Origin of the sequence: Hydrophilobacter chitinilyticus (assembly GCF_049860745.1) — a bacterium.
Taxonomy (GTDB): domain Bacteria; phylum Pseudomonadota; class Gammaproteobacteria; order Burkholderiales; family Burkholderiaceae_C; genus Rhodoferax_B.
This window is the reverse complement of the sequence record NZ_CP187561.1, coordinates 5518528-5545508: the sequence shown is the minus strand read 5'-3', so window position 1 is coordinate 5545508 and position 26981 is coordinate 5518528. Positions and strand designations below refer to the sequence as shown.

General features: G+C 63.0%; 22 protein-coding genes. 8 read left to right on the top strand and 14 right to left on the bottom strand.

Translation table 11 applies throughout. The annotated features are described in order from the left end of the window. Positions 1–92: 92 nt before the first annotated feature. Entirely contained in the window at positions 93–3131 is a 3039-nt protein-coding gene (locus ACPWMG_RS24870; RefSeq protein ID WP_483302157.1) for an SdrD B-like domain-containing protein, read from the bottom strand. Positions 3132–3890: 759 nt separating this feature from the next. Here ACPWMG_RS24870 and ACPWMG_RS24865 point away from each other — a divergent pair. Genes ACPWMG_RS24865 through ACPWMG_RS24855 form a run of 3 tightly spaced genes read left to right on the top strand, consistent with a single transcriptional unit; the run spans position 3891 to position 6164 of the window. Then, positions 3891–4274: a DUF2306 domain-containing protein gene (locus ACPWMG_RS24865; RefSeq protein WP_483302156.1), complete on the top strand. Its 384-nt coding sequence runs from the start codon at positions 3891–3893 to the stop codon at positions 4272–4274. Between the two features lie 51 nt (positions 4275–4325). Beyond that, the gene (locus ACPWMG_RS24860) at positions 4326–5357 is read left to right on the top strand and encodes a sensor histidine kinase (protein WP_483302155.1); all 1032 of its coding nucleotides are present in this window, start codon (positions 4326–4328) and stop codon (positions 5355–5357) included. A 3-nt stretch (positions 5358–5360) separates the two neighbouring features. After that, positions 5361–6164 carry a LytR/AlgR family response regulator transcription factor gene (locus tag ACPWMG_RS24855; protein WP_483305338.1) on the top strand — a complete coding sequence of 268 codons (804 nt, stop codon included), beginning with the start codon at positions 5361–5363 and terminating at the stop codon, positions 6162–6164. A 20-nt stretch (positions 6165–6184) separates the two neighbouring features. On the opposite strand, the gene speB is transcribed toward ACPWMG_RS24855, so the two are convergent. The 6 genes from speB to ACPWMG_RS24825 all read right to left on the bottom strand — a co-directional run bounded on the left by speB (position 6185) and on the right by ACPWMG_RS24825 (position 12551). Next, on the bottom strand, positions 6185–7243 hold the full coding sequence (speB, locus tag ACPWMG_RS24850) for an agmatinase (RefSeq protein ID WP_483302154.1): 1059 nt from the start codon (positions 7241–7243) through the stop codon (positions 6185–6187). Between the two features lie 12 nt (positions 7244–7255). Continuing rightward, complete coding sequence (lhpI, locus tag ACPWMG_RS24845) at positions 7256–8230, bottom strand: bifunctional Delta(1)-pyrroline-2-carboxylate/Delta(1)-piperideine-2-carboxylate reductase (RefSeq protein WP_483302153.1); 975 nt, start codon at positions 8228–8230, stop codon at positions 7256–7258. Between the two features lie 272 nt (positions 8231–8502). Then, entirely contained in the window at positions 8503–9561 is a 1059-nt protein-coding gene (locus tag ACPWMG_RS24840) for an ABC transporter ATP-binding protein (RefSeq protein ID WP_483302152.1), read from the bottom strand. Positions 9562–9593: 32 nt separating this feature from the next. Then, the gene (locus tag ACPWMG_RS24835; RefSeq protein WP_483302151.1) at positions 9594–10451 is read right to left on the bottom strand and encodes an ABC transporter permease; all 858 of its coding nucleotides are present in this window, start codon (positions 10449–10451) and stop codon (positions 9594–9596) included. Further along, positions 10451–11329 carry an ABC transporter permease gene (locus ACPWMG_RS24830; protein WP_483302150.1) on the bottom strand — a complete coding sequence of 293 codons (879 nt, stop codon included), beginning with the start codon at positions 11327–11329 and terminating at the stop codon, positions 10451–10453. Before ACPWMG_RS24830 ends, ACPWMG_RS24835 begins: the two co-directional genes overlap by 1 nt. 112 nt (positions 11330–11441) lie before the next feature. Further along, positions 11442–12551, bottom strand: coding sequence for an ABC transporter substrate-binding protein (locus ACPWMG_RS24825; RefSeq protein ID WP_483302149.1), 1110 nt, complete (start codon positions 12549–12551; stop codon positions 11442–11444). Between the two features lie 161 nt (positions 12552–12712). Between ACPWMG_RS24825 and ACPWMG_RS24820 the strand changes: the two genes are divergently transcribed. Further along, complete coding sequence (locus ACPWMG_RS24820; protein ID WP_483302148.1) at positions 12713–13633, top strand: LysR family transcriptional regulator; 921 nt, start codon at positions 12713–12715, stop codon at positions 13631–13633. Between the two features lie 7 nt (positions 13634–13640). Here the strand turns inward: ACPWMG_RS24820 and ACPWMG_RS24815 are convergent, their stop codons facing one another. The 3 genes from ACPWMG_RS24815 to ACPWMG_RS24805 form a co-directional block, all read right to left on the bottom strand. Further along, the gene (locus tag ACPWMG_RS24815; protein WP_483302147.1) at positions 13641–14558 is read right to left on the bottom strand and encodes a DMT family transporter; all 918 of its coding nucleotides are present in this window, start codon (positions 14556–14558) and stop codon (positions 13641–13643) included. 239 nt (positions 14559–14797) lie between these two features. After that, positions 14798–17203 carry a TonB-dependent siderophore receptor gene (locus ACPWMG_RS24810; RefSeq protein WP_483302146.1) on the bottom strand — a complete coding sequence of 802 codons (2406 nt, stop codon included), beginning with the start codon at positions 17201–17203 and terminating at the stop codon, positions 14798–14800. A gap of 139 nt (positions 17204–17342) precedes the next feature. Continuing rightward, entirely contained in the window at positions 17343–18305 is a 963-nt protein-coding gene (locus tag ACPWMG_RS24805; RefSeq protein WP_483302145.1) for a LysR substrate-binding domain-containing protein, read from the bottom strand. Positions 18306–18409: 104 nt separating this feature from the next. Between ACPWMG_RS24805 and ACPWMG_RS24800 the strand changes: the two genes are divergently transcribed. Next, a complete protein-coding gene (locus ACPWMG_RS24800) occupies positions 18410–19165 on the top strand; it encodes a sulfite exporter TauE/SafE family protein (protein ID WP_483305337.1) in 756 nt (251 codons plus the stop codon). 22 nt (positions 19166–19187) lie between these two features. Here ACPWMG_RS24800 and ACPWMG_RS24795 read toward each other — a convergent pair whose 3' ends face one another. From ACPWMG_RS24795 to ACPWMG_RS24785, 3 genes are all read right to left on the bottom strand, one after another. Continuing rightward, positions 19188–20270 (bottom strand): FecR family protein, encoded by a 1083-nt coding sequence (locus ACPWMG_RS24795; RefSeq protein WP_483302144.1) that lies wholly within the window; start codon positions 20268–20270, stop codon positions 19188–19190. A 73-nt stretch (positions 20271–20343) separates the two neighbouring features. Further along, positions 20344–20865: a sigma-70 family RNA polymerase sigma factor gene (locus ACPWMG_RS24790; protein ID WP_483302143.1), complete on the bottom strand. Its 522-nt coding sequence runs from the start codon at positions 20863–20865 to the stop codon at positions 20344–20346. Positions 20866–20998: 133 nt separating this feature from the next. Then, a complete protein-coding gene (locus tag ACPWMG_RS24785; protein WP_483302142.1) occupies positions 20999–21943 on the bottom strand; it encodes a DMT family transporter in 945 nt (314 codons plus the stop codon). Positions 21944–22033: 90 nt separating this feature from the next. Between ACPWMG_RS24785 and ACPWMG_RS24780 the strand changes: the two genes are divergently transcribed. Further along, the gene (locus ACPWMG_RS24780; protein ID WP_483302141.1) at positions 22034–22903 is read left to right on the top strand and encodes a LysR family transcriptional regulator; all 870 of its coding nucleotides are present in this window, start codon (positions 22034–22036) and stop codon (positions 22901–22903) included. Between the two features lie 7 nt (positions 22904–22910). Here ACPWMG_RS24780 and ACPWMG_RS24775 read toward each other — a convergent pair whose 3' ends face one another. Further along, entirely contained in the window at positions 22911–23942 is a 1032-nt protein-coding gene (locus ACPWMG_RS24775) for a LacI family DNA-binding transcriptional regulator (RefSeq protein ID WP_483302140.1), read from the bottom strand. A 602-nt stretch (positions 23943–24544) separates the two neighbouring features. On the opposite strand from ACPWMG_RS24775, the gene ACPWMG_RS24770 reads away from it, so the two are divergent. Continuing rightward, positions 24545–25816, top strand: a complete 1272-nt coding sequence (locus tag ACPWMG_RS24770; protein WP_483302139.1) for an ABC transporter substrate-binding protein — start codon at positions 24545–24547, stop codon at positions 25814–25816. Between the two features lie 164 nt (positions 25817–25980). Next, the gene (locus tag ACPWMG_RS24765; protein WP_483302138.1) at positions 25981–26970 is read left to right on the top strand and encodes a carbohydrate ABC transporter permease; all 990 of its coding nucleotides are present in this window, start codon (positions 25981–25983) and stop codon (positions 26968–26970) included. Positions 26971–26981 lie beyond the last annotated feature (11 nt).

Genomic DNA, 26981 nt, shown 5'->3' with positions numbered 1-26981 from the left:
AATTAAACAAGGGGCTGATGATACGAGGTCAGGACGAAAAAACGGCAGCCGAAGACTGCCGTTGACCTCGCCAGGCGAGAGGCTTTGTGCCGCTAGGCCGTGGCCATCTCCGCCGATGCCTGCGCAGCAACCATCTTGCGCAGCACCTCGGCCATGGCGGTGATGTCTGGCGAGAAGCACTGGGCCAAGACATCGGTGGTGGCCGGAGCCGCCGCACCCAGGACGTGGTCCAGCGCGGCATCGTCGCCCAGCACATCGGCCAGCGTCGGTGTGGTGGAGCCCACACCGGCAAAGAACACGTCTTCGCTCAACAGCGAGCTGCCGTCCGTGCGTGTGGCAGTGGACTGGATGTGCAGCTTGCCTTCGGCGTCGAACGTCATCGACAGCTCGGTGCCAATGGCGTCAATGCCGTGTTGGGCTAGCGTTTGGATTTCGCCGTCCTGCACCACGGCATCGCCGTTGTCGATCCACAGTTCAATGCCGCTCAGTTCCTTGCCCGACAGCTTGCCGTCGCCATTGGTGTCAAAAGTTTCCAGCTTGTAGTAGCCGTTGCCAAAAGCGCCCGCGTGGTCACCGAACAGCCGCAGGCCGCTCATGTCATGCGCGGCGTTGCCATCGCGGTTGTCGATCAGAATGCCGTCGCCCGAACCATTGAACCACTCCATGGTTTCTTTGTGGCCGTCGCCGTTCATGTCGAACTGCACAGTGTGGCCCAGCTTGGCGTTTGCGTCCTTTTGGTACGACGACGTGGCACCGGTCACGCCGATATGGCCGTCACCGTTCAAGTCCAGGGCCACCGGTGTCCAGATGGCGACCGACGAGCGCAGCGACACCACGGTGCCGTTGTAGCAGGCATCGTTGGCGACCGTGCCGGTATCGACATAGGCAAAGTTCAACGGATAGTCGGTGAAGGTCTTGGTGCCGAAGATCTGCAGCTTGCCCGCGTTGATATCGGCCACGCTCACGTCATAGGCCTGGCCGGCGCTGAAGTCCAGCTTGATACCGTTGTAAGCCAACCAGGCGCTGTCGCCGTTCACCGAGATGCCGTAGACACGAATCGCCTTCAGCGTATCGACATCATTGGCGACCCCGACGTTGTAGGTGCCGAACTGCTGCAGTTGGTCGTTGGCATCGTTGAAGGTACCGAATTCGCTCAACGAATAGCTGTGCACCCAAGTATTGACGCCATTGATCACTTGATCCGGACGGTTGCCGCCGTTATTGTCCCAGTGGTAACGATAGTACTCACCCATGATGGTCGACACCGGCATGTCCGACACAGCCTTGATACCGACGTCGACCGTTTGCGTCGAGCGATTACCTGCAGCGTCTTCCACGGTGTAGACGAGCTTGTCGTTGCCGTAGTAGTTGGTCATGGTTTTGTAGGTGACCTGGCCATCGGCGGTGAACGAAATGGCGCCTGCCTTGTTCTTGAAGGTGGCATCGAGTGTGGCGTTTTCATGCGCCACGCCTACCAGTTTCAAACCGGCCATGTCGTTGCTCAACACATTGAAGCTCACCGAGCGGTCTTCGCACACCTGCACACTGTCGGGCTTGGTGGGAATGGTTGGCGGTGGGCATACCAGACCTGCGTCTACCGTGAGGTTCTGTTGACCTGCGGCCAGGGTGTAAGTGCCGGTTCGGCCTGTGGTGGTGTTGGCATCGCTGTCGGTGCCGTCTGCGCCTATGTCAGCGGCGGTGAAGTTGTAGCCCGTGGGTTTGACGAACGCCACACTGTATTGGCCTGCGGCCAGGTTGCTGAACAAGTAGTTGCCGTTGGCATTCGTGGTTTGCGTGGCCAGCACCGTGCCCGCTGCGTTCAGCAGTTGCACGGTGACGTTGGCGACACCCACTTCACCCGAGTCTTGTTGGCCATTGCCATTGGCATCCAACCACACGCGGTCGCCCAGGCTGGCGTTGTTGGCTGGCGGTGGTGTGGTGGCGACCACCAAGCCGGCATCCACCGTGAGGTTGGTTTCGCCTGCGGTCAGGGTGTACAGGCCCGTGTGGCCCGTGATGGCATTGACGTCGCTGTCGGTGGCATCGGCGCCGGTGTTGGCGGTGGTAAAGCTGTAGCCGTTGGGTTTGGTGAATTCCACGCCGTACTGGCCCGCTTGCAGGTTGGTGAACAGATAGTGCCCGTTGGCGTCGGTGGTTTGGGCGGCCAACACGGTGCCCGCTGCGTTGATCAGCTTGACCATGACATTGCCAACGCCGACTTCACCGGCGTCTTGCTGGCCGTTGCCATTGGTGTCGAGCCACACGCGGTCGCCCAGGCTGGCGGTTGTGGGCGGCGCCACGGTCTTCTTGTAGAAGCCGGCGTCAATGGTCTGGTTGTACTCACCGGCCTTGAGCACCACCACGTCGGACAAGAGACCATCGCTGTTGGTGCCAGAGGTACTGGAGCCATCGACTTTGCGTGGGCTGATGCCATCAAACCCGGTGGGCTGGGTGAAGCGCACCTGGTACTGCAGGCCGGGCATCAGGCCGGTGAAGCGGTAGTTGCCGTTGGCATCGGTGGTGGTGGTGCTGAGCACTTCGTTGGCCTCGATGGCACCGTTGCCGTTGACGTCGCGCACCAGTTCCACCTTGGCGCCGACAATGCCTAGTTCGCCGCTGTCTTGCAGGCCGTCGGCATCGGCGTCGTTCCATACGCGGTCGCCCAAGGCGGCAGCTTTGACTTCCACCAGAAGCGGCTGGCCATGTTGCCCACTGGCGTCTACGGGGTTGACGATCATCGCGATCGATTCGCCCAAGCCGGGGCGGTAGCCATCATGCGCCAAGGCCTGCGATACCAGGCTGTTCACATCGGCCGCCAGCACGCTGCCGCCGCTCTGGATGTAGCCCAGCTCGGTTTGGTAGTCCTGTCCCATCAGCGTCCAGATGGCGGACTGGACTTCGCCCCAGTTGTATTGCGGATTGGTGCCGGTGTAATAGTTGAGCAGCCAGTTCACGCTGTCGAGGTGGTCCACATAACCGGAGATGTTGGGCACGATGCTGCTGATCGACGGCGGCTCATACGCTGAATAGACATAACCGGTGTAGGTTTGGCCCGGGCTCACATCAATACTCTTGTCCAGGCACCATGCATCCAATACCGTTCCAGCCGGAAAAATGCTGCTGTTGGTCACAGTGAGGTCCAGAAAACTCTGCTCCAACAGATTGCCTGGATATGAGATTGTGAAATTAAAAGAGGGTGTGCTCATATATTGAATGTTTTGAATGAAGACGTTTTAATGAATGCACTCACTTCGAAATACCAATAGGCTCATTCGACCGTGATGCTCCTTCTGGCAGTCAACGTTGCAACTCAAATCAATAGCGGAAGATGCCTCTTGGTAAGAGGTTGGGTGCAGGCTTTGCACGAAAAATCATGCAAAGCTTCTGCTGTTGAAATTGATTTCTGAATTGCGATTTCAATCTAGCATTTGATGCAAAAAAACGATGCATCCTGATATGTCGACTGATTGATAGATGTTGTGTTTTGCCGTGAATTGGTTACGTCAAGGTCGCCGCCTTTTTTGAAACGCTTTTATTGGTTTTTTCAAATTTCCGAGAATCAATCTAATCGAGCGAAATGTGAGCTGATATTCGCGAGAAACTACCAGCCAATAGGCCACGCGGGAAAAGTTTTGTGCAAAGAAAGAGAGCGTTGTGCTGCGCGTGGGCTGCGTGAGCCACCCGCTAACGTTGACAGGTCGGCTTAACAAATTGGCCCGAGCCGCGGCTGGGCAAACACACACTGCAGCGGCTCCATGTCGATTCACGGTCGTCAAAATGCAGGTCGTCGCAAAGCGCTCGATCGTGGCGGCTGGGCCCTGCAAAGTGCGGTTCATCCTGTCGCACTTTTGGGGTTCACTGTGGTTCTTTCTCCGCTTATCGCCGTTCACATGACGGCAGCGTTGCTGGCGCTGGCGACCGGCCCATTCGCCATATGGGCACGCAGAGGGCGCATGCAGCGTCCGCAGCTACACCGTGCGTTGGGTTATGCCTGGGTGGCGTTCATGGGGCTTGCAGCGGCCTCGGCTTTTTTTATCCGCAGCCACGACTTACCCAACTGGGCGGGCATCACGCCGCTGCATCTGTTCATTCCGTTGACGACGCGGCTGCTGTACGTGGCGCTGCGATCGGTGGCGCGTGGCGACATTGCGGCCCATCGGCGCGCCATGCAGCGGCTCTACGTGGCCGGTTGTGTGGTGGCAGGGGCGTTTGCGCTGATGCCCAGCCGATATCTGGGCCACCTGGTGTTCAGCCAATGGCTGGGCTGGGTTTGAGAAAAAGGATCTGCAATGCACAACACACCTTCACGCCACAATCACAACCCCATGCTGAGCCTTGACACCCCCAAACCCGACCGTGCCTTTTTGCCCAGGCTTGCGGTGATGCTGGTCTTCAACACCCTGGTGGCCCTGGGGGTGACGACGGCGGGTGCCAACAGCTTCGGCACGAACTGGGTGTTCACGCAGTGCATTGGCCTGAGCATCTGGAGCTTCTTGTCGCCGATGATCCGCGCCTGGGGCATCACCTCTGGCAACGCGTGGGCACGCATGGTGCTGATCGTCCCGTTGGGCACGTTGTGGGGCTATGTGTTGGGCAGCATCTTGGCCAGTCTGCTGCTGCAACTGCCGCTCGACACGGGCTGGAGCAATCTCACAGACGGTCTGCGTTATCTGTTGCTCAGCCTGTTGATCGGCACCGGCGCAACCTACGTTTTTGTGAGCCGTGCCGAGCTACGCAAGGCCAAGGAGCGCGACGCCGCTGCGCAGTTGAGTCTGGCCCAGGCGCAATTGCAGTTGCTGCAAGCGCAACTGGAGCCGCACATGTTGTTCAACACCTTGGCCAACCTGCGCGTGTTGATTACGGTGGACCCGGCACGCGCCACCGCCATGCTCGACCGCCTGGTGGACTTCTTGCGCGCCACGCTCAGCGCATCGCGCCAAACCTTGCATCCCTTGAGCGCCGAGTTCGCACGGCTGCAAGACTACCTGGCACTGATGGCCGTGCGCATGGGGCCGCGCCTCAAGGCAACCTTCGACCTGCCTGCGGATGTGGCTGCGCAGCCCGTGCCCAGCTTGCTGTTGCAGCCGCTGGTGGAGAACAGCATTCGCCACGGGTTGGAGCCGAACGTGGCTGGCGGCAGCATCTACGTCAGCGCGCGGCGCGAGGGCAACATGCTGGTGCTGGAGGTGACCGACAGCGGCGTGGGCCTTCCCACGCCAACACCGCCCGCAGGCTTTGGTTTGACGCAAGTGCGCGAACAGTTGGCCGCTGCCTATGGTGCGCAGGCCACTATGGAATGCATAGCTGTTTCTGCAGGTGGTACCAGCGTAAAAGTGCAATTTCCTTTGAAGGTTTAGATGATGCTGCCAACTGCTTTGATCGCCGAAGATGAACCCCTGCTGGCCCAGGCATTGCAAGCCGCGCTAGCGCAGGCATGGCCTGCCTTGCAGGTGGTCGCGAGTGTGGGCGATGGCCACTCGGCCGTGGCCCAGGCGCTGCAGTTGCGCCCCGATGTGTTGTTCTTCGACATCCGCATGCCGGGCCTGGATGGACTGGAGGCTGCGGCGGCGTTGGCCGAGCAATGGCCCGATAGTCAGCCGTTTCCGGCGCTGGTGTTTGTGACGGCCTACGACCAATACGCCGTGCAGGCCTTTGAGGCCGAAGCGGTGGACTACTTGCTCAAACCGGTGTTGCCCGAGCGCTTGCAGAAAACCGTGGCCAAGCTGCAAGCCGCACTGGGCTTGCGTACCCAACAGGCCGCCCCGCATTTCGATGCCACGCTGGCGCAATTGCGCAACCTGCTCGGAGTTCAAGCGCCCACTGCACCAACGGCATCAACGCCGCTGCAGTTCATTCAAGCCAGCCTGGGCTGCCAAATCCATATGGTGCCGCTGGCCGAGGTGGTGTACTTTGAAGCGGCCGACAAATACGTGCGCGTGCTCACCGCGCACAACGAATACACCGTGCGCACGCCGCTGAAAGAGCTGCTGCCCCGCTTGCCTGCCGATACCTTCTGGCAAATCCACCGGGGCACTTTGGTGCGTGCCTCGTCCATTGCGCGTGTGTGGCGCGACGAGGCCGGCAAGCAGTTTGTGGCGCTACGCGAGCGCCCCGAAAAGCTCACCGTGAGCCGCCTCTACGCGCATCTGTTCAAGGCGATGTAGCGGCGGCTTGGTTCAGGGCTTTATTTGCGGCCCGCCATCGCTGGCGACAGTGCCACCAGGCACAGAATTTCAAACAGCATTTGTGCGCCCACCTGCGCGGTGTTGGTGGTGGGGTCGTGCGAGGGGGCCACTTCCATCACGTCGCCACCCACAATGTTGATGCCCGCCAAGCCGCGCAGCAGCGTCAGCACTTCGCGTGGCGTGAGGCCACCCACTTCAGGTGTGCCGGTGCCGGGCGCGTAGGCCGGGTCCAGGCTGTCCACGTCGAAGGTCACGTAGGTGGGGCCATCGCCCACCACTTCACGCGCGCGTTGGATCACGGCTTCCACGCCCATGCTGGAAAACTCTTCGGCGTGGATCACCGTCATGCCCGAGTCGTACGAAAACTCCCACAGGTACTCGGCGCCACCGCGAATGCCGATCTGGATGCAGCGGCGGGGGTCCAGCACACCCGCCAACACGGCTTCGCGGAATGGGCCTCCGTGGTGGAACTTGGCGCCTTCGTACGAGCCAGCCGTGTCGCAATGTGCATCGATGTGCACCATGCCCACGGGGCGGTCGCGGCCCACGGCTTTGAGGATGGAGCCGGTGATGGAGTGGTCGCCACCCACGGCCAGCGGAATCACACCGGCCTGCACCACGTTGTTGAAGCAGGCTTCAATGTCGGCGTGGCATTCGTCCAGGTTGAAGCGGCTCTTCATGGGCACATCGCCCACGTCGGCCATCTTCAGCCGTGTGACCGGGGCCAGGCCGAGTGCGTGTTCGTACGGGCCCACACGTTCCACCGCACGCACGGCGCGCGGGCCGAGGCGGGCGCCGGCGCGGTTGGTCACGCCCAGGTCCATGGGCACACCGATCAACGCCACGTCCAGGCCCTTGAGGTTCAGGTCGGTCAGGCCATCGGCGCGGTAGGGCGCGTCCAGAAAGGTGGCCACGTCGGCGAAAGGCCACTTGCGGCGGTCCGAGCTGCTGAAAATCTGCTCGGCCACTTTCTTGAAAGCGGGGTCGAACATGTCGGCCCCCGAAGCGTTGGCGTAGCGGTCGCGCAAACGGGCCAGGTGTTGTTCGTTGCTGATCATGGATGTCTCTTTCTAGGGGTGATTTTTTTGCAAGCTGTCGACACACAAACGTGCGGCAGCCAAGTCTTCGAGCGCTGCGCCCACCGACTTGAAAACGGTGATGGCGGCGGCATCGCGTGCGGGAGGGGTGGCGGAGCGGCACAGGTCGGCCAACTCACCGACGATGCGCTTGCGGCTGAGCGCGCCGGACTCCAGCGCCTGCAAGATGTCGCCGGCCTCGGCCAAGCCACCAGCCAGGGTGTCGCACCACACGGCGGCGGCGCGTTCAAATACTGCGTCGTCGGCTTCGCGCATCTTGGGGGTGAAGGCGCCCACCAGGTCGACGTGGGTGCCGGGTCGCAGCCATGCGCCTTGCAGCAAAGCGGTGGACGTCAAGGTGGCGCAACTGATGATGTCGGCCTCGGCGCAGGCGTCTTGTAGCGAGGTGACCGCTTCGGCGCGCAGGCCCTGGGCACACAACGCTGCGGCGCTTTCTTCTGCCTTAGCCAAGGTGCGGCCCCACACCAGCACCCGCTCGATGGGGCGCACCTGCGCATGGGCCAGCGGCAGGTAGTGCGACAGGCGGCCAGTGCCCACCATCAGCAGCGTGCGGCTGTCGGCGCGCGACAAATAACTGCTGGCCAATGCCGACGCTGCCGCCGTGCGGCGTGCCGTGAGTTCACCGGCTTCGATCACCGCCTGTGGGCGGCCGGTGATGGCTTCATGCAGCACATACAGGCCGTGGATGGATGGCAGGTTACGCGTGTGGTTGTCGGGGTAGACGCTGACCAGTTTGACGCCCACCCCCAGCGCCGCGCTCCAGGCGGGCATGGACAGCAGCACTGGCGTTTTCTCTTGCGCCAAGCCCTCCATGTGGTAGTGGCCGCGTGTGGGCGTGTGCAGGTCGGTGGCGGCAAAGGCTTCGCGCAGGGCTTGCAGCAGCGCGGGCCAGGGCAGGTGGCGCGCCACGGTGTCGGCGTCGATGAATTGCAATGTGGAGGAGGTCATTGTTCGTTAGGGCCTGTTAACACTATGGATGGGAGACGCGTTGCGAGTCCAAAAGGCCAGAGGCGAGGCGCAAAACGCAGCCGGGGTGAACCCCGGCAAGGCTTTGCAACGACGCGGCTGGTCTTTTGGGCCGCAACCCGAAGGGAACGTGCTTAAAAAGCCGCCACTCCGCGTTGCACTCCTAGGCCAGGCGGATGCCTGGCCGTCGTCCCGCGCCTTGATTGGCGACTTTTTAATCACGTTCGCGCTCCCATCCATAGTGTTAACAGGCCCTAATCCGCAAAGACCGAGCAGCGTTCGGCATCAAAAAGCACTTCGACTTTTTGGCCGCACTGCGCTTGTTGGAACAGCGCATCGCTGCCGTGGCAACGCAGGCGGGCTTCACCGCATTTGAGGATGAGTTCGGACTTGGCGCCGAGGTCGCGCATGAAGTCGATCTCGCCGGTCATGCCGTTGGGCCGTGTGGGTGTGCCGCTGGGGTTCAGCTCAAACCGAATGTCTTCCGAGCGCACGGCCAGTGTCACGGCGGTGCCGTTGGCGAGTTGCGTGGGCATGGCGACGGGGCGCCCCAAGATGTCGATCTGGTTTGGGCCGCGCACCACGCCGGGCAGCAGGTTGGCCGCGCCCAAAAACTCGGCCACAAATGCGTTGGCCGGTTTGCGGTACACGGCGGTAGGCGTGTCGCACTGTTGGATGCGGCCACCTTTGAGCACCACCAGCCGGTCGGCCAGCATCATGGCTTCGTGCTGGTCGTGGGTGACCACGATGGTGGTCACGCCAAACTGCTGCTGCAACTGGCGCAGCTCCACCTGCATGCTGTCGCGCAGTTGCGCGTCGAGTGCCGACAACGGCTCGTCGAGCAAGAAGAGTTTCGGTGGCACCGCCAGCGCGCGTGCAATCGCCACGCGTTGGCGTTGGCCGCCCGACAGGGCCGACACCGGCCGGTCGGCAATGGCCGGCAGTTGCACCATGTGCAGCAGCTCGTCCACGCGCCGCTTGCGCTGGGTCGGGGCCACACCCTTGAGCTTCATGCCGTAGGCAATGTTCTCGGCCACCGTCATGTGGGGAAATAAGGCCAGCGACTGAAACACCATGCCGAAGCCGCGCAAGTGTGGCGCCACGTGGTTGATGTCTTGACCGTCGAGCAGTAGTTGCCCGGCGGTGGCTTGTTCAAAGCCGGCAATGATGCGCAGCAGCGTGGTCTTGCCGCAGCCGGAGGGGCCGAGCAGGCAAACAAATTCGCCACGGCCCACGGCCAGGTTCACATCGGCCAGGGCATCTACCGCACCAAAGCGTTTGCCGATGCCGCGCATTTCAAGATGGGTGTCCATGAGGGATGTCCTTGTATTTATTTCTGACGCGTTCAAAACAAACTACCTTTGCCGGCCACCAGTTTGTCGACCCAGGCGATCAGCGCCACGTCGAGCGCGATGATCAGGGTGGAGATGGCCAGGGTGGTGGGGTCGAGCGACGAGACGGTGCGGCTGTACATCCAGATGGGCAGCGTGCGCACGTCGATGGTGTACATGAAGAAGGTCACCGTGAACTCGTTGAACGAAATGATGAACGCGAAGATCATCCCGGCCATGATGCCGGGCTTCATCAGCGGCACCACCACATGCAGAATGGCCCGCAGGGGTGATGCGCCGAGCGACTGCGCGGCTTCTTCCAGGTCGATGCCCACGCCGCTCATGGCGCTCAAGCAGTTGCGCAGCACAAACGGCAAGGCTAGCGTGATGTGCGGAATGGCCAGGCGCATCAGGCCGGGCTCCACGCCGGTTTCTCTGCTGAAGGCTTCGGTCATCAACAAATAGGCCACGCCCAACACCACCAGCGGAAACACGATGGGCAGGGTGAACAGCAGCTCGGTGGCCTGGCGCCAGGGGCCACGGCTGCGCACCAGCGCATAAGACAGCGGCACACACACCAGCACCGTGGCCAGCATGGTGAAGACCCCCACCGCCAGGCTGCTGCCCAAGGCGCTGAAGGCCGACATGCTGCCTTCGCTCTTCTCGCCAAACAACACGTCGATGGCCGATGCGTACCAGCGCAACGACAGGCTGGTGGGGGGAAAGTCGAGCGTGGTGCCACCCGAGAACGACATGATCAAAATCACCACCACCGGCAGCGCCGCCACGGCCAGGCCCAGCACCGCGAGGGTGTTCATGACGATGCCGAACGAGCCCCGGCTGGTGCTGGAGCGAGAGAACAGAGTCAACATCAGTGCGCTCCTTTGGTGACGGACGGGCTGGCCGATGTGACGCTCATACGAGACGATAGCCACGTGGCCAACAACATGCTGACCACGGTGATGCCGATCAACGCCACGCCCGCTGCCGCCGCACCGGCCCAGTCGAACATGGGCGAGATCATGTCGCGGATGGCGACCCCCATGGTTTGCACGCGGCGCCCGCCCAGCAACAGCGGCACGGCGAAAGCGCTGGCGTTGAACGCGAAGACGATGGAGGCCGCACCAATCAGCCCCGGCTTGAGCAGCGGCAGGGTGATGTCACGAAAGCTGCGCCAGGGCGTGGCGCCCAGGCTGGCGCCGGCCTCCAGATACTCGGCCGAGATGGCGCGCATGGCGCCCAGGATGGGAAACACCGCCAGCGGCAGCGCGGTTTGCACCAAGCCGGCCAGCACGCCGATTTCGTTGAACAGCAATTGCACCGGCTGCTCCACCAGCCCGAGCTTGAACAGCAGGCTGTTGACGATGCCGCGTGGCCCCAGCACCATGATCCAGCCGTACGACTGGATCAACAGATTCAAGATCATCGGCAGCAGAATCAACGAGGTGACCACGCGCCGCCAGATGGGCTGGCGGATAGACGCCATCAACATCGCCGCCGGCACGGCCAGCACCAGGCAGATCACCGTGCTGAGCGCGGCCAGCTTGAGCGTGAGCACCACCGAGCGCAGAAAGAACGGCTCGAGCAGGCCCGCATAACGCTCCAGGCTGAAGCCCTGGATGGTTTGCGCATCGGCCGAAAATGAGAAGCGCAGCACACACAGCACCGCCAACACAAACGGCGTGAGCAGCAGCAGGCCGGGCAAGGCCAGTAGAAACAGCCTGAGCCGGCCAGATGAGGGTGCAGGCATTTTGATGCTCTCCTGGCTTAGCACTTTAGTCGCGGGCAGTGCGGCAGCGGTCATAAGAAATCCTCTACAACAATCGATGAAGCCACCCGTGTGGGGCGGGTGGCTTGGTGACTTACGAGAAGGTCTGCGTGTAACGCTTGATCCAGCTGTCGCGCACCGAGGCGATGACGGCCTTGTCGTGGATCACGGCGGTGGCGCCCAACTGCTCGGGCTTGATGATGTAGGGGCTCTTCTTGGCATCGGCCGACAACACGGCCTTCAAGTTGACCGGGCCGTTCAGCACGTCTTCGGCCATCTTGCCTTGCACCACGGGGTCGAGGGTGTGGTTCAAGAAAGCATGGATCACCGAGCTTTCGCCGGGGTGCGCCTTGGGCATGATGGTGTACATCAGGTCGGCGAAGAAGCCTTCTTTCAGGTTGTAGGTGGCGCCCAGGCCGGAGTTCGGGTCTTTCAGTTCCTTGGCGAAGAAGGCCGGGGCATACACCGCGCCGATGTCGAGCGAGTTGGAGCGGAACAGCTCGGCGATCTGCGTTGGGTTTTCGCCGAAGGTCAGCACGCGGTCTTTCAGCTCGGCGAGCTTCTTGAAGCCGCTTTCCGCATTCGTGGCGCTGCCGCCGGTGAGCTTGGCAGCGGCGACGATGGTGTCGAGCGAATCGGTCCACGTCGCAGGCGGCAGGAACACGCGTTTGGCGTATTTCGGGTTCCACATTTCTTCGTAGCTGGTGGGCGCGGCCTTGAATGTTTTGGTGTTGTAGAGCAGGCCGCCGGTCCACAGCAGGTAGCCAATGCCAAAGCCATCGGCGCCGGTGCGAAAACGAGGGTCCACGTCTTGCAAATTGGGCAGTTGGTTGAGGTCGGGCTTTTCCAACAGACCGGCGTTTGCCAGGGTAACCGCGCCTACCCCTGCGAGGGTGATCACGTCATACTGCGGCCGGTTGCCGCCGGCCTTGAGCTTGGCCACCATCTCCGAGGTGCTGCCGGTGCGGTCGGCGATCACTTTGGCGCCGGTTTGGGCTTCGAAGCTTTCGGCAATGTTGCGCAAGACGGCTAGACCAGTGTCGTCCGACCAGGTCAATAGCCGGATGGTTTTGCCCGAGAACTTATGGGTTTGCGCCAGCGCATTGAGGGCGGGAAAACCCATGGTGGCCGAGGCCAAACCCATGGCGGCAGTGGCTTTGATCAGGGAGCGTCGGCGGTGATCGGGGGGTACAGCGTGGGTCATGAAGTGCGTCCTCGTGAGGGGATGATGGTGTGGAAATTGCATGTGTGCGATGAACGGATCCTGGGAAGTCGGGCGCATCGCAAACCGGGCAAATGAATATTAGTTGGCCGCCATGGTGGGCGGTAGTCACAAAATTGTCGTGACGGTATAAGGAAAATTGAATGCAAGACTTAGACCCGCATTTGTTGCGCGCGTTTATTTCGGTGGCCGATGTGGGCTCGGTGAACCGGGCCGCTGCGTCGCTGCACCGCACGCAGGCGGCGGTGAGCATGCAGATCCGCCGATTGGAAGAAATGGTGGGCGCCTCGCTGTTCGCCCGTTCACCCAAGGGCTTGGCGGTGACCGCAGAAGGCCAGGCCTTGATGCCATACGCACGCGAAATCTTGACGCTGGGTGAAGAGGCTTGCCGCCGTGTGAGCGGCCAAACCATGCAAGGCCGTGTGAAGCTGGGCGTAATCGAAGACTTTGCCGCTACACGCCTGACCGACATCTTGAAGAGCTTTCGCGACCAGAACCCGAAAGTGCACCTGGACTTGATCATGGCGGGCAACCGCCACTTGGCCGAGCTGTTTGCGCAAGACAAACTCGACCTGCTGATTTGCGACACCACACAGGTGCCGCGTCAGCCGCTGATGGTCTGGCCCGAGCAACTGCTGTGGGTGGGCCGCTCCGACCTGGCCATCGACTTCAACGAGGCCTTGCCGATTGTGATGTTCACCGACGTGTGCCCCTGGCGCGCCCAGGTGGTGGCGGCGCTGAGTACCGTGGGGCGCAAGGGGCAGATTTCGTGGCGCACGGTGTGCGAAGCCTCTACCTTGGTGGCCATGGCGACTGCCGTGCAGGTGGGCATTGGCATTGGCCCCATGCTATCGGCCACGGTGCCGCCCGGTTGCCGTGTGCTGGATCGGCGCGATGAAATGCCCGAGCCCATCCAGATTGGCATTGGCCTGTTCACGCGCAATGGCGCATCAGACGAGGCGCGTTATCTGGCGGACTTTGTGATGCGCTCACCTTCTAACGCCAGCCCGCACCCCAGTGCCAACGCGAGCCCTGTGCCTACGCCGGCACCTGAAGTGGTCTAGACGAGTTTCAGCGTTTGCGTTCGCTGCGCAGCATGGCCAGGCCCGAGCCCACCAGCAAGGCAATGCCCAACCAGGCCAGCGCATTCGGCACGTCGCCCCACACGCCAAAACCCAACAACACGGCAAACAGCAGCGAGCTGTAGCGAAACGGCGCCACCAGCGACACCTCGCCGTGGCGCATGCCGTAGATGATCAAGAAGTTGCCAATCACCAGGAACAGCGAGGCTAGGCCCAGCGTGCCAAGCTGCAGCCAGGTGAAGGGCGCCCAGCCTTGCAGCAGCGACAGCACGCCCGACACCAACGTCACCCCCAAGGCGCTGGCCAGCGTGATCAGGATGCCTGGCACGGTGGACGGAATGCGCCGCGTGAGCAAGTCACGCGCGGCATGGAACACGGTGGCCACCAGGCACAGAAGGGCAAAACTGTTGAAGCCGTTGGCGCGCGGCTGAATCACCAGCAGCACGCCGGTGAAACCGATACCAATGGCCAGCCAGCGCAGCCCGTTCACTTTTTCGCGCATGAACCACGCCGCAAAAATGGTGATGAACAAAGGCGCGGCCATGTTGATGGCGGTGGCGTTGCCTATCGGCAGGTGGAACAGCGAGGTCAGGTACATCAGGGTGCCTGTGGTCTCGGAGGCTGTGCGAATGACCACCCAGCGGTGTGCGATCTCGCGGATGCGGCCCAACTCGCCCATGGCGTAGGCGGCGCACAGCACGATCAAACACGCCGTGGTGCCGCGCATGAAGATTAACTGCGCCGAGGGCAGCGACTGGCTGGTGTACTTCACCATGGCGTCGTTGGTCACAAACGCGGCCATGGCCGCCAGGATGGCCAGGATGCTGCGCCGGTTGGCTTGGCGCCGCTGCTGGTCGGCACTGATCTGCGGGGAAGGGGCTGCGGGCAACGAGGCTGAATCGGACATGGCGTGGCCGACAAGTCCAACTGCAGAGCGGCGCTGGGTGGCCGGGCGGAGGGAGGGATTGCGGCAAATATGGGCGAACCGTTATTGTGCACTTTTGGTGCATGCTGCCGTCTGCGTATAAACCGCAGTTTCTGATGTGAAAACTGCGGTTTATGCTTATCCTTAGTGCGCAGAGAGCTATCGAAAAAAGAGCAAATCATTCTGCTTTTGTGTTGCCGATGGCTTTCGATGTCTACGTTTTAGAAGTCGAAGCTGGCAGAGACCTGCCAGGTCCGCGGCGGCGCCACGGCGATGAAGTTGCGCCCGCCAATCGTCCAGTAGCGGTCGTCCAGCAGGTTGTTCACGCCCAGGCGGTAAGTGGTGGCGGTGCTGCCGAGCCTGGTGGCGTAGCGCACGCCGGCGTCGAAGCGGCGCCAGGTGGGAATCTTCTGCGTGTTGGCCAGGTCGGCATAGGCGCTACCGGTGTGGATGAAGCGGCCGCTGAAGGTCAGGCCGGGCACGCTGTCCACGTCAACTTCGGCGCCCAGGTTGGCGGTGAAGTCGGGCACACCAATGGCGGTTTTGCCGTTGTAGGTGCCGCCGGCGGTGGCGGTCATCTTGGCGTCGATCCAGGCCACGCCACCGAGCAGGCGCACGCCCCGGCTCACCTCGCCAAAGGTCTCCAGCTCCACGCCCTTGTGCTGCTGCTGGCCGGCGGGGGCGAAGACGTTGTTCTGGTCGGTGTAAGCGGTGGTTTTGCGGATGTCGAAATAGGCGGCGGTGAGGCCGTAGCTGCCACGGTCCCACTTGACGCCGAACTCGTGCGCTCGGGACACATAGGGCGCCAACTGCTCGCTGGCGTTGGCCGTGCCCGCAGGGGCCACGGCACCTTGCGACAAGGCTTCGGCGTAGTTGGCGTAGACCGACACCCCATGGCCCAGCTTGTACAACGCGGCGGCCGTGGGCGTGGGCTTGGATTGGTCGTAGGCGCCTTGGGTGATGGTTTGCTGGCGCAGCGCCAGGGTGAGGAGCAGGCGGTCGTCGAGCAGGCCCACGGTGTCGGCCACGGCCACGCTGTTGAGGTGCAGCGCGGGCGAGTCCACGCCCACCACGTTGGGTACGCCGTTGGCAAACGGATTGGGTACCGGCGTATAGCTGTAAATGTTGGCCAATACCGGCGTGGCCAGCGGCACCGAGCGGCTGCGCAGGTCTTGCAACTGCTGGCGCTGGCGCACCATGGCCAACGACAGTTTGTGCCGCGTGCTGCCCCATTGCAGCGTGCCGCGCAGGCCTACGTCGGTCACTTCGTTGACCTGCTTCCACAGCAGGGTGGAGGCGCTGCTGTAGGTCACCTGGCCGGCGCTGTTGATGGTGGTCTGGTCGATGTAGATGCGCTCTGGCGGGTCTTCCACAAACTGGCCGTGGCGTGCGTACGCCGTCCAGTTGGGCGCGAAGTCCCACTCGCCGCTGAGCAGACCGTAAGTCTGGCGCATGTCCAGGTACTCCCAGTCGGGCTTGGGGTTGACGCGTGGGTTGGGGGCGGCAGGGACTTTGGCGTTGGCGGCCAGAATCCAGTGGTCGAAGATGGGCGACGATTCGCGGCGCACGGTGCCTGCGTCCAGCACCACGCGCACCTTGTCGCCTCGGTAGTCCAGCGCAATCTGCGGTGTGATGAGGCGGCGGTCGGCATTGTCGTAAGCCTTGCCGTCTTCAACCGTGAGGTTGAGCCGCGCGCCCAATTGGTGGTCTACGCCAAAGCGCTGGCCCAAGTCCACGTGGGTGCCAAACAAGGCCTTGTCGGCGGCGTAGAAAGTGACCGAGCGCACCGGCGCATCGGTGGCGCGTTTGGGCACCAGGTTGTAGCCGCCGCCCACGGTGCTGCCGTAGCCCGAGGCGCCCACCAGGCCAGCGGCCGGGCCCTTCAAGATTTCCAGCCGCTCGTAGTGTTGCAGTGGCACGCTGCTGTAGGCGATGAAGCCTTCCAGGCCGTCGAACAGATACGCGTCGCTGTTGGTGATGAACCCACGGATGGAGCTTTGGTCGATGGGCGAGGTGGCCGATAAGCTGGTGCGGATCGACGGGTCGTTGGCCACGATGTCGAACACGCTGCGCGCGCCCTGGTTGCGGATCAGCTCTGCGGTGTAAGCCTTGGTGCTGAAGGGGGTGTCGAAGATATCGGTGTTGCCCAGCAGGCCGGTGCGCGTGCCGCGCGCCACCTGGCCGCCGGCGAACACCGGCGGTGGATCGCCGGGCAGCACCACGGCGCTGGCCGTGACCTGCACTTCCGACAAGGTGGCGCCCGCGCCAGCGCCTGTGGCGGCGGCGCGGATCACCACCGTGCGGCCCTCGGGCACCGCCACCAGCCCACTACCGGCGAGCAGGCGGTTCAGGCCTTGTGCGGCGGTCATCTGGCCGGTGACTTCGGGTGCTGTTTTACCGGCCACCAGCGCGGGCGGGAACATCAGTTGCAGGCCGGCTTGGCGGGCCAGTTCGTTCAGCGCCGCGCCCAAGGGTTGGGCGCTGATCGAGAGGCTGTAGACCGTGCTGTCGTTCACGCTGGCGGTTTGGGCGAGGGCGGGGCTTGCGTGGCTTAGGGCCAGGAAAGAGGCGAGTAGCGATGCCTGCGCAACGTGACTCAAGCGCGCGTGGAAATGCGGATGCCGCATGGATGCAAATCTCCAGGAACAGTCATAAAAGAATGGACACCGTTTCTGTAGACGCACGAGGGGCGGCCATCCTCATGCTGCAGATGAGAATTCTTCAAATATTTTGACAATGTGGATGCAAAGGGGCGTTCGATGCAGGCTAGCGGCGGCGAGTGTCTAGGGACCCGCACACTTCACGCAGCGCTTGCGCAAACAAGGCATCGGCCTCGCGTAGCGACTCCTCCGCACGCCGGAACAGCGTGACGGGAGGTAGCGTCCAGCCAAACCGATGCGCCACTACGCCCACCCCGGCCAAGTGGGCCAGTTCTTCGGCAATGTCGGCAGGCACGATGGAGACGGCCTGTTCGTTGGCCGAAATCAATTCGCCCAAAACTTTGGCGGAGAGGCTTTCCACCATGGGCGCGGGCGGTGCCACACCGGCACGCAAGAAGAAGTCGCTGATCTGCTCACGCATGGGCGTGCCGCGTTGGCCCAGAACCCAGTCGAGCTGCGCAAGCTCGGGCCAAGACAGCGGTTTGCGCCCGAGGCGCGTGGCCAGGCGCCGGTGGGCAATCAGCCGCGGCTGCTGCTCGTACAGCACCTCGTGCACCAAGCCCTGCATCGACAGTACAGCCGAAGTACGGCCAATCACGCAGTCCAGTTCATGCGCGCGCAGCCGTTGCAACAGGTGGTCGCTGGTGCTTTCGTGGATGGTGACCGTGATGCCACGGTCTTGCGGGCGTACACGGCCAATGGCCGCCGCCAGCAAGCGGCCCGGAATGAACGGGATCACCCCCACTTGCAGGTGCGCGGCACGGCCCAGGCTGGCCGCTTCCATGTCGCGCACCCAATGCCCCAGGTCCTGCAACATGGCCTGTGCGCGGCCAAGGGCCACGTGCCCCAGGGCCGTGGGGCGCATGCCGCGCGCCGATCGCGTGAACAAGGGCGCGCCGAACATGGCCTCCAACTCGGCCAGCGCGTGCGTCACGGCCGGCTGGCTGGTGGCCATTTCCTCGGCTACGCGGGTGAGAGAGCCGTGTTGCTGAATCAGCCGCAGCAGCGTCAGATGGCGCATCTTCAAGCGCGAAGCTAGGCGGGCGTGGAGGCCTTCTGCGGCGTTCATCACAGGCATGAGTAAATGGTCATACCCCAATACTAAGTTCGAATGATTCGCTTATGTCTTATGGCCAGAATGGCTGCAGAGAAAAGGGCATGGAAGGGGAAAACATGGATGGCATTTACGTGGTGGTGGCATTGGGCGCCATGGTGGCGGGCTTTGTGCAGGGCTTGTCGGGCTTTGCCTTCGGGCTGGTGGCGATGTCGTTTTGGGCATGGGCGTTGGAGCCACGGCTGGCGGCCACCTTGGCGGTGTTTGGTGCGCTCACGGGGCAGATCATGGCGGCCGTGTCGGTGCGGCGCGGGTTCGACCTCAGGCAACTGCTGCCGTTTGTGTTGGGCGGGCTGGCGGGCGTGCCGTTGGGCGTGATGTTGTTGCCCCGGTTGGACATGGATGCTTTCAAGGCGCTGCTAGGCACACTGCTGGTGCTGTGGTGCCCGGTGATGCTGCTGTCCAAAAGCCTGCCGCGCATCCGCCGAGGAGGCCGGTTGGCCGACGGTGCCGTGGGCGTGGCCGGCGGCGTGATGGCTGGCATTGGCGGCTTCAGCGGCACCTTGCCGACGTTGTGGTGCACGCTGCGTGGTTTTGAAAAAGATGCACAGCGTGCGGTGATCCAGAACTTCAACCTGGCGATGTTGTCGGTGACGATGGGCAGCTACATCGGCACCGGCGTCGTTACACGGGAGATGCTGCCATTTTTTGCCATCGTGGCGCCCGCCCTGCTGCTGCCCGCATGGCTAGGCACCAGGCTCTACATCGGCATCAGCGAAGCGCGGTTTCGGCAAGTGGTCTTGGGGTTGCTTACGCTCTCTGGCGTTGCGCTGCTGGCCGCAGGTCTGCCGCGTTGGCTGGTGCGGTGGGCCTGACCAGGGGTGTGTGCCAGCGGCTTCAACGCGCCACGATTTCGGTGCTGACGCCCACAGGGGCCAGTCGCACCGGCAGCAACTGCGGCAGGGCCTGGGTGAAACTGCGCACCTGTTGCACATCAAAGCTGCCACCAAAACGCAGCGCCGCCACGGCGGGGTCGCGCAGCACCAGTCCAGTGTCGCCATAACGTTCAAACTCGGCCAGGGCCTGGGCCAGCGTGGCGTCGGTGAAGCTGATGCGCCCGCTGCGCCAAGGTGCCACGGCGGCGGGCGACACTTGGCTGATGGCTTCTAGGTGCCCCAGGTCATCGCCGCGCACACTCTGGCCTGCGGTGAGCAACACGCCAGGTGCTACGCCCGCATCCGCCGCATGTTGCGCTTGCACACGTACGCGGCCTTCTTCCACGGCGACCACGGTTTGGCCGGCGTCCAGCCCGGCGCGCACGTGCCGTACCGAGAAGCGTGTGCCCACCACGGTGATGCGCAGCGCACCCGCGAGCACGTCGAACGGTTGGTCGGCATGGGCTTGCACGCTGAACATGGCTTGGCCGTCGGCCAGTTGCACCTCGCGGCGCTGGCGCGTGAAGCGCACCGCCACCTGGGTGGCCGCGTCCAACTCCAGCGTGCTGCCATCGGGCAGGCGCACGCTACGGCGCTGGCCACGTGCGGCGGCAAAGCTCTGCGCAAACTGCACCTGCTGCGCCCACTGTTGCCAGCCCAGCCAGGCGCCGCCCACCACCGCGCAGGCACTGCCCGCCAAGGCCGCGCCGTGCAGCCAAGAGCGGCGCGTGGGAGAAAACGCGGCGCTGCTGGGGGCTGGTGCTGGCCGGCCCAACAGGTGCGCGCGGACTTCGGGCGGCAGCGCACGCACACGGGCGTAGCTGGCCTGCGTGGCATCAAAAGCCTCGGCGTGGGTGGGGGCTGCGGCGAGCCAGCGCTGGAACTCGGCCTCGCCCACAGCGTCCAGCCCGTTTTGCCGGCGTGTGGCCCAAGTGGCGGCCTGCAGCGCCAAGGGGTCTTGGGTGCGTGCAAAGGCTTCGAAGGCGCGCGCGTCGGCTTCGTCTGCGGCAGACGCGAGCGATGCGAGCGTGGAAGGTGCAGCCATAGTGAGGTTCTTAGAGTTGTAGACGCACGGGCGGTTGAAATCCACACCCCCGGCGCAGCATAAATGGGCGCATTTACATTTTCGCTTTGACGGGGGGCGCCGCCACGCCGTTGAGTTGCGCTTCACACTGCCGGCACGCCAGGCGCCCGCGCACGATGTGTTTCTCGACCATGCTGTACGAGATGCCCATGCGCTCGGCAATCTGCGTGTGGCTCAAGCCATCAAACACGTGCAGCACAAAGGCGTCGCGGCTGCGCGGGGGCAGATTTTCAATCGCCGCGATGTAGGCCTGGATGGCTTGGCTGGAGGCCAGGGCTTCGTCGGGCTGCTGGTGGGCAGGAGCGGCGGGGTGGTCGGCCTCGGCCAAGGCATCGAGTTCGGCATGGTCGCGCAAGCTGGCGCGGCGGTGGCGGTCGACGATGAGGTTGCGCGCACTCTGGTGCAGCAAGGCGCGCGGCTCGGTGATGGGCTGGCCGTTTTTTTGCGCCGCCAGCACGCGCGCATAGGTTTCTTGCACGACGTCGGCCGCCGCGTCGCGGTCTTGCAACGCGCGGGCGCAGAAGTTCAGCAGCTCTCGGTAATAACGCGCGAACACAGGTGGTCAGTCGGCTCAAAGCAGAAAGACTGCGCTGGGATGTGGCGGCGGCTGATCCTATGAATGCACAGCAGATGGGAATTATTCGCATTATGGCGGATGCGCTGATCTTTGCGGGTTTTGCGGGTGGCCTTCAGGCCGTCGCATTTGGCGCGCGGGGCCGGGCAATGGCCCACAGCGCGGCGGCCATCAGCAACACGCCCGCGATTTGCAGGGCCGAGAGTGTGCGGCCGTACACCAAGCGATCCACCACCACAGCCGTGAGCGGGTAGACGAACTGCAGCACTGCGATTTTGCCGATGGCCAGCCGTGCCATGCCCGCAAACAAAATGGCATAGGCCAGGCCGGTGTGGATCACGCCCAAGCCTGCGAGCCAGGCCCAGGCTTGCGGCTGCTGCGGCCAACCGTAAACAAATGGCACCCACGCCAGCACCACCACGCCCACCAGGCACTGCCACCAAGCTAGGGCGAAGGAACTGGTGCCGGTTGAGGATTTCGCTGACTTGGCGATCAACGTCACGGCCGCGTAGCTGAGCGAGCCGCCCAGGCACATCACCAGGCCGATGAGGTAGCCGTTGCCAGCGCTGTGCAGCCAGGCGGTGTCGCTCAGCAAACCGGTGGTCAGCGTCAGCCCGCACAGCGCCACCAGCGTGGCCGCCCATTGGCGGGGTGCCACCTTTTCACGCAGCAGCCAGGCGCCCAACAGCATCACCCAAATGGGCTGGATGTGGAACACCACGGTGGCCACGCCGATGGACGTGCGTGTGATGGCGGCGAAGAACAGCGCCCAGTTGAAAATCATCAACGCGCCGCTGGTGATGGCGATCCAGAACACGCGGCCTTGCAGGCGCAGCTCTTTCAAGCGCCCAGTGGCGGCGCCCCAAGCCAGCAGCGCCAAGCCGCCGAACAAGCAGCGGAACCACACCGTGACCAGCGGGTGTTGCCCGGCTTCTTCGACAAACACGCCCAGCGTGCCGAGCAAGATACCGCCCGCGATCAGCAGCCATTGGCCTTGGCGTTCACGGGTGTTGAGTGCAGCGGTGTGCGGCAGCAGCGGGAGCTTGGTTTCGATGTGCATGCCGCAATGCTCCACGCTGCGCCGGTTTGTGTAAAACGGATAATTCAAAGCACAATTATTCGATTAACGAATTCAAAGAAGCGACCACCTGTGAACTATCCCGACTTTCAAATCGACTGGCTGCGCGCGTTTGTCGCCACGGTGGACGCGGGCTCGCTGTCGGGCGCCGCGCCGCTGGTACACCGCTCGCAGTCAGCGGTCAGCATGCAGATTAAAAAGCTTGAAGCGGCGCTGGGCCGCACCGTGCTGCTGCGCGGCCCCCGGCAGATGGAGGTGACACCGGCTGGCGCCGAGTTGCTGGTCTATGCGCGCCGCATGCTGGCGCTGCAGGCCGAAACCCAGACCGCGCTGTTCGGCCCGCGCCTGGAAGGGCGTGTGCGCCTGGGGGTGCCCGACGATTACGCCGCCACCTACCTCACGCCGGTGCTGCGCAGTTTTGCCAGCCGCCACATGGGGGTGGAGATTGACCTGACGTGTGAGCAGTCGACCGGGCTGATCCCGCGTGTGTTGAAGGGGGAGCTGGATGTGGCGTTGGTGTCGCGTGACAAGGCGCAGCGCGGGCGCTTGTTGTTTCAGGAGCCGCTGGTGTGGGTGGCCGCCGCGCAGTACGAAGTCTGGCGGCGCGACCCTTTGCCGATTGCCGTGTACGAGGCCGCCAGCATGGCGCGCATCGCCACGCTGTCGGCCCTGAACGCGCAGGGCCGGGCCTACCGCATCGTGTACCACAGCTCTAGTTTGGCGGGGCAGTTGGCGGCCGTAGAGAGTGGCTTGGCGGTGGCGGTGCTCACGCGCTGCAGCGTGCCGCCCGGGCTGCAGATTCTGCAGAACCTGCCTGATGAATACGAGCTGCCTACGCTGGCGGCCATGGACGTGACAGTGATGCGCAGTAAGGCTTCGTTGCGCTCACCAGCGGTGGACGCCATCTATGAGCAAATGGTGCAGACCTTGGCCAGAAACTAGCGCGTACTTAAGTCTCGGTTGCTGTCGCCATGCGGTGCGGCATCAAGTGTTCACGTGGCGGCTCGCCGCCCCAAAGGCTTTGCAGCAGATCGACAATTTGCGGCCCAAAGTCGCGGTGCGGAATTTGCACCGACGTGAGCCACGGCGCCAGCCAGGCGTTGATGGGGTTGCCGTCAATGCCCACCAGTTCGCAGTCTTGCGGCACGGCCACGCCGCACTCGCGTGCCAGCCGGTGCACGCCATAAGCCACTTGGTCGCTGATGCACATGGCGCCGCGTGGCCAGGTTTGGGTGCCCGCAAAGTGTGCGGCGGCCGCGTAGCCAATCTCCAGGTGCGAGATGCCCGGGCCTTCGGCCTTGATGATGCGCTCGGCTGGAATGCCGCGCGCCACCACGCGGTCGCAAAAGCCTTTGACCCGTTCACGCGTGGTAGACGATTCGCGGGAGGGGAACACCACCGCCGGTTGTTCAATGCCACGATCGAGCAGGTAGTCGGCCGCATCAGCTCCAGCGGCGATGTTGTTCGGGCCCACGAAGGCGCAGTCGCCAAACGGGCTGCGGCGGCTCACAAACACGATGGGTGCGCCGCGCGCCACAAAGTCGCGAAGGCCGGGGCTGGCTTGCCCGGCCACCACCACGTAGCCTTGCACCACTTGCGAACGCATGGCGTTGAGGTAGTCGTCTTGCAGGTCGGGGCGGTCGTGGGTGTCGCACAAGATCATCACGTAGCCGGCTTCGCGCAGCGCCGCTTCGGTGGACGCAGCGATGGTGGCCATCACCGGGTTGTCGAGGTTAGCGGCCAGCATGGCGACCAGGCGGCTCTCGCGGTTGCGCAGCGCGCGCCCGAGTTGGTTGGGGTGGTAGCCGACCTTGGTGATCGCGGCGCGCACACGCTCCAGCGTTTCGGGCGAGGCGCGTTTGGTTTCGCCGTTGACGATGCGTGAGACGGTGGCAATCGACACGCCCGCCTCCGCGGCCACCGTGGCCAGCGATACCGGGCCTATGCCTTTACCAGTGCCTTTGCGATCGGCGTCCGTCATGATTTTGTCGTCTCCCCAGGTCAACAATGAATGGCCCACGCGGCGCGGTGGCTGTTTGGCTGGATGGCTCTAGGGGCCATTGTTCAAAGCGCGCGCGTGGCCGATTGTGGCAGGGCATGTGCTTGCGCCATGCCCGTTGGGCCGCGAAGATTAGCCTTACAAAAGTACAGTTTAGAAAAACTTTGACAGTTTTGGCAAACGTTTGCCATAATATTTGCACGGTAACGATAACGCGGTGCAAACGCGCGTCGGTATCGAGTGGTGTGCGGCCTTGCCGCGCCCTGCGCAGGAGACACCGAGAGCGTCCACACGTTCTTCAACATCAAACCGGATTGGCTTCGAACCGTCTGCCTGGCATGACGATCCGCGAAGCTGGCAAACGGAGGAGCAGATGGTCAATAGACATCGAAGGCGCAACGCCTTCTCGGCATGGCACGCGCAGCTTTCCTGTTGCCGCGGCGATGCTTTGAGATCACACTAATTCCGCGCACGTCCTGGCTCATCCAGTGTTGGTAGGGGCCCGCTGGCTGTTTCTCCGTCCTGATCACCCGCCTGTTCGCATGGTCTGCCGACCACGCATCTCTAAGAAAGAAGGAAGACAAATGAAGATCCAATCCACCCTCGTGAACACCGCCGTTGGCGCCGGTTTGCTGTGCCTGGCCACTGCCGCCATGGCCGACATCCGCGTGATGTGTTACCAAGACGGCAACGAGTGCGACGTGACCGCCGACCTCATCAAGCGCTACGAGGCACAGAACCCCGGCAACAAGGTGATCCTCGACACCGTGCCCTACAAAACCGTGGTCGAGCAGTTGCCTATTCAACTGGCCGCAGGCCAGGGCCCAGACATTGCACGTGTGGCCGAAATCGGTGGTCTGTCGAAGAATTACATCGACATCAGCGCCTACGTCAAAGACAAAAAATACTGGGAAGACAACTTCGGCAGCACCCTGCCATGGATGCGCAACAAGGCCGGTGACAAAGGCATTTACGGCGTGATGTCGCAACTCACCATGACCGGCCCGTTCGTCAACAAGACGCTGTTTGAACAAGCCAAGATCCCACTGCCAGGCCCCAAGGCCACGTGGGACGAGTGGGCTGACGCCGCACGCAAAGTGGCCAAGGCCACGCAAACCCCATCGGCCATGGCCTGGGACCGTTCGGGCCACCGCTTTGGCGGCCCCGCCGTGAGTTACGGCGCGAAGATTTTTGACGCCAAGGGCAACCTGGTTGTGGACGATGGCTACAAGGCCGCCGTGAACAAGTTCGTCGGCTGGCACAAAGACGGCACCATGCTGAAAGACGTGTGGGGTGGCTCGGGCGGCTCCAGCTACGCCGACACCGTGGGCGAATTCAAGAACGGCCGTGTGGTGATGATTTTGTCGGGCTCGTGGCAAATCAACCGCATGCAAAAGGAAATTGGCAACGCGTTTGACTGGGTGGCCGTGCCTAACCCTTGTGGCCCGGCCGCTTGCTCCGGCATGCCCGGTGGCGCCGCCTGGGTAGCTTTGAAGACCACCAAGTCGCCTAAGGAAGTGGGCCAGTTCCTCGACTTCATGGCGCAAGAAGCCAACGTGGCTGAATTTGCTTCGCGCACCAACAACATTCCTGCACACGCTGGTGTGGCCAAGAAGGGTGTGACCTATCCCACCGCCGGCCCTGCTGCACAAGCTGCGCTGGGTGTGTTCACCAGCGGCACTGCGACGCTGGCGCCTGCGGCCTACGCGCTGCAAGGCTACAAGTACAACCGCGCTTTGATGCTGCCAACGGTGACGCGTGTGACGCAAGCCATCGTGGGTGAGATCAGTGTGGACGAAGCCGTCAACAAGATTGGCACCGACATGGCTGAGGCCGTCAAGCAAGCTGAAAAGTAGGCACACCCCCAGTCTTCGCGCACTGCGTGTCGCTGCGCCAACCCCCTTGCAGGGGGCGATGCCTAAGGCCCGGCAAAGCCGGTTCCTTGGCATCCCACGGTAATGCGGGTACCAGTCCGTGGATGTCTGAGTTTTGATTTGGTTCGAAGAGGGTAGGAGTTTGTATGTCGGTGTTTGCTAGCCTTCTGGGCTTCTTGTTCAACCTCTTTGAGCCGGTGTTTCGGCTTGGGCAGAAGGTGCTGGGGTCCAAGCGGATTGGGTGGTTGTTTGTCGGGCCGAATTTGCTGATCATCAGCATCTTCACGTTCCTGCCCATCCTCATCAACCTGGTGTATGCGGTTACGGGCGGGGTGAACCTGCTGCCGACGCAGCGGCCGTTCACGGGACTGGAGAACTTCTCCATCCTGCTGGAATGCCGCGACTACACCGATCTGCAGTCGTGCCGCACCGACATCTTCTGGCGCTCGATCTTCAACACCGTCAAGTTCAGCCTGATCCAGGTGGCGCTGATGTTGTTGTTCTCGCTGATCACCGCCCTGGTGCTCAACCGCAAGATCATCGGCCGGGGCTTTTGGCGTGGCGTGTTTTTCTACCCGGTGCTGTTGTCGCCGGTGGTGGTGGCGCTGATCTGGAAGTGGCTGCTGCAAAGTCAGGGTGTGTTCAACGCCGGGCTGGTGGCCATGGGCAGCACGCCGATGGACTGGCTGCTGGACCGCCACTGGGCCTTCTTCTGGGTGGTGGTGGTGTCGATTTGGGCGCACATGGGTTTCTACACGCTCATTCTGTTGGCCGGCCTGCAAGCCATTCCGCGCGATGTGTACGAGGCCGCCGAGATGGATGCTGCACCGCCATGGCGTGTGCTCACGCGCATCACGCTGCCGTTGCTCATGCCCAACCTGATCGTGGTGCTGGTGCTGGTGATGATCCGCGCGGTGCAAAGCTTTGACGAGGTGTTTGTGCTCACCGGCGGCGGACCGGGCTCGGCCACCACCTTCATCGTGCAATACATCTACCAGACCGGCTTTGCCGAGCAGATCCACCTGTATGGCCTGGCCGCTGCGGCGTCGCTCATCCTGGCGGTGGGACTGATGGCGTTGACGCTGGCGCAGCTGCGGCTGTCCAAGGCCAGCGAAGCCGGCAAAGTGAAGAAGTAAGGACAGGATCC

What these genes read in the sequence shown, in the direction of transcription:
- ACPWMG_RS24865 (WP_483302156.1), top strand. Translation starts at nt 3,891, where the DNA reads ATGACGGCAGCGTTGCTGGCGCTGGCGACCGGCCCATTCGCCATATGG.
- ACPWMG_RS24860 (WP_483302155.1), top strand. Translation starts at nt 4,326, where the DNA reads ATGCTGAGCCTTGACACCCCCAAACCCGACCGTGCCTTTTTGCCCAGG.
- ACPWMG_RS24855 (WP_483305338.1), top strand. Translation starts at nt 5,361, where the DNA reads ATGCTGCCAACTGCTTTGATCGCCGAAGATGAACCCCTGCTGGCCCAG.
- speB (WP_483302154.1), bottom strand. Translation starts at nt 7,243, where the DNA reads ATGATCAGCAACGAACAACACCTGGCCCGTTTGCGCGACCGCTACGCC.
- lhpI (WP_483302153.1), bottom strand. Translation starts at nt 8,230, where the DNA reads ATGACCTCCTCCACATTGCAATTCATCGACGCCGACACCGTGGCGCGC.
- ACPWMG_RS24840 (WP_483302152.1), bottom strand. Translation starts at nt 9,561, where the DNA reads ATGGACACCCATCTTGAAATGCGCGGCATCGGCAAACGCTTTGGTGCG.
- ACPWMG_RS24835 (WP_483302151.1), bottom strand. Translation starts at nt 10,451, where the DNA reads ATGTTGACTCTGTTCTCTCGCTCCAGCACCAGCCGGGGCTCGTTCGGC.
- ACPWMG_RS24830 (WP_483302150.1), bottom strand. Translation starts at nt 11,329, where the DNA reads ATGCCTGCACCCTCATCTGGCCGGCTCAGGCTGTTTCTACTGGCCTTG.
- ACPWMG_RS24825 (WP_483302149.1), bottom strand. Translation starts at nt 12,551, where the DNA reads ATGACCCACGCTGTACCCCCCGATCACCGCCGACGCTCCCTGATCAAA.
- ACPWMG_RS24820 (WP_483302148.1), top strand. Translation starts at nt 12,713, where the DNA reads ATGCAAGACTTAGACCCGCATTTGTTGCGCGCGTTTATTTCGGTGGCC.
- ACPWMG_RS24815 (WP_483302147.1), bottom strand. Translation starts at nt 14,558, where the DNA reads ATGTCCGATTCAGCCTCGTTGCCCGCAGCCCCTTCCCCGCAGATCAGT.
- ACPWMG_RS24810 (WP_483302146.1), bottom strand. Translation starts at nt 17,203, where the DNA reads ATGCGGCATCCGCATTTCCACGCGCGCTTGAGTCACGTTGCGCAGGCA.
- ACPWMG_RS24805 (WP_483302145.1), bottom strand. Translation starts at nt 18,305, where the DNA reads ATGAACGCCGCAGAAGGCCTCCACGCCCGCCTAGCTTCGCGCTTGAAG.
- ACPWMG_RS24800 (WP_483305337.1), top strand. Translation starts at nt 18,410, where the DNA reads ATGGATGGCATTTACGTGGTGGTGGCATTGGGCGCCATGGTGGCGGGC.
- ACPWMG_RS24795 (WP_483302144.1), bottom strand. Translation starts at nt 20,270, where the DNA reads ATGGCTGCACCTTCCACGCTCGCATCGCTCGCGTCTGCCGCAGACGAA.
- ACPWMG_RS24785 (WP_483302142.1), bottom strand. Translation starts at nt 21,943, where the DNA reads ATGCACATCGAAACCAAGCTCCCGCTGCTGCCGCACACCGCTGCACTC.
- ACPWMG_RS24775 (WP_483302140.1), bottom strand. Translation starts at nt 23,942, where the DNA reads ATGACGGACGCCGATCGCAAAGGCACTGGTAAAGGCATAGGCCCGGTA.
- ACPWMG_RS24770 (WP_483302139.1), top strand. Translation starts at nt 24,545, where the DNA reads ATGAAGATCCAATCCACCCTCGTGAACACCGCCGTTGGCGCCGGTTTG.
- ACPWMG_RS24765 (WP_483302138.1), top strand. Translation starts at nt 25,981, where the DNA reads ATGTCGGTGTTTGCTAGCCTTCTGGGCTTCTTGTTCAACCTCTTTGAG.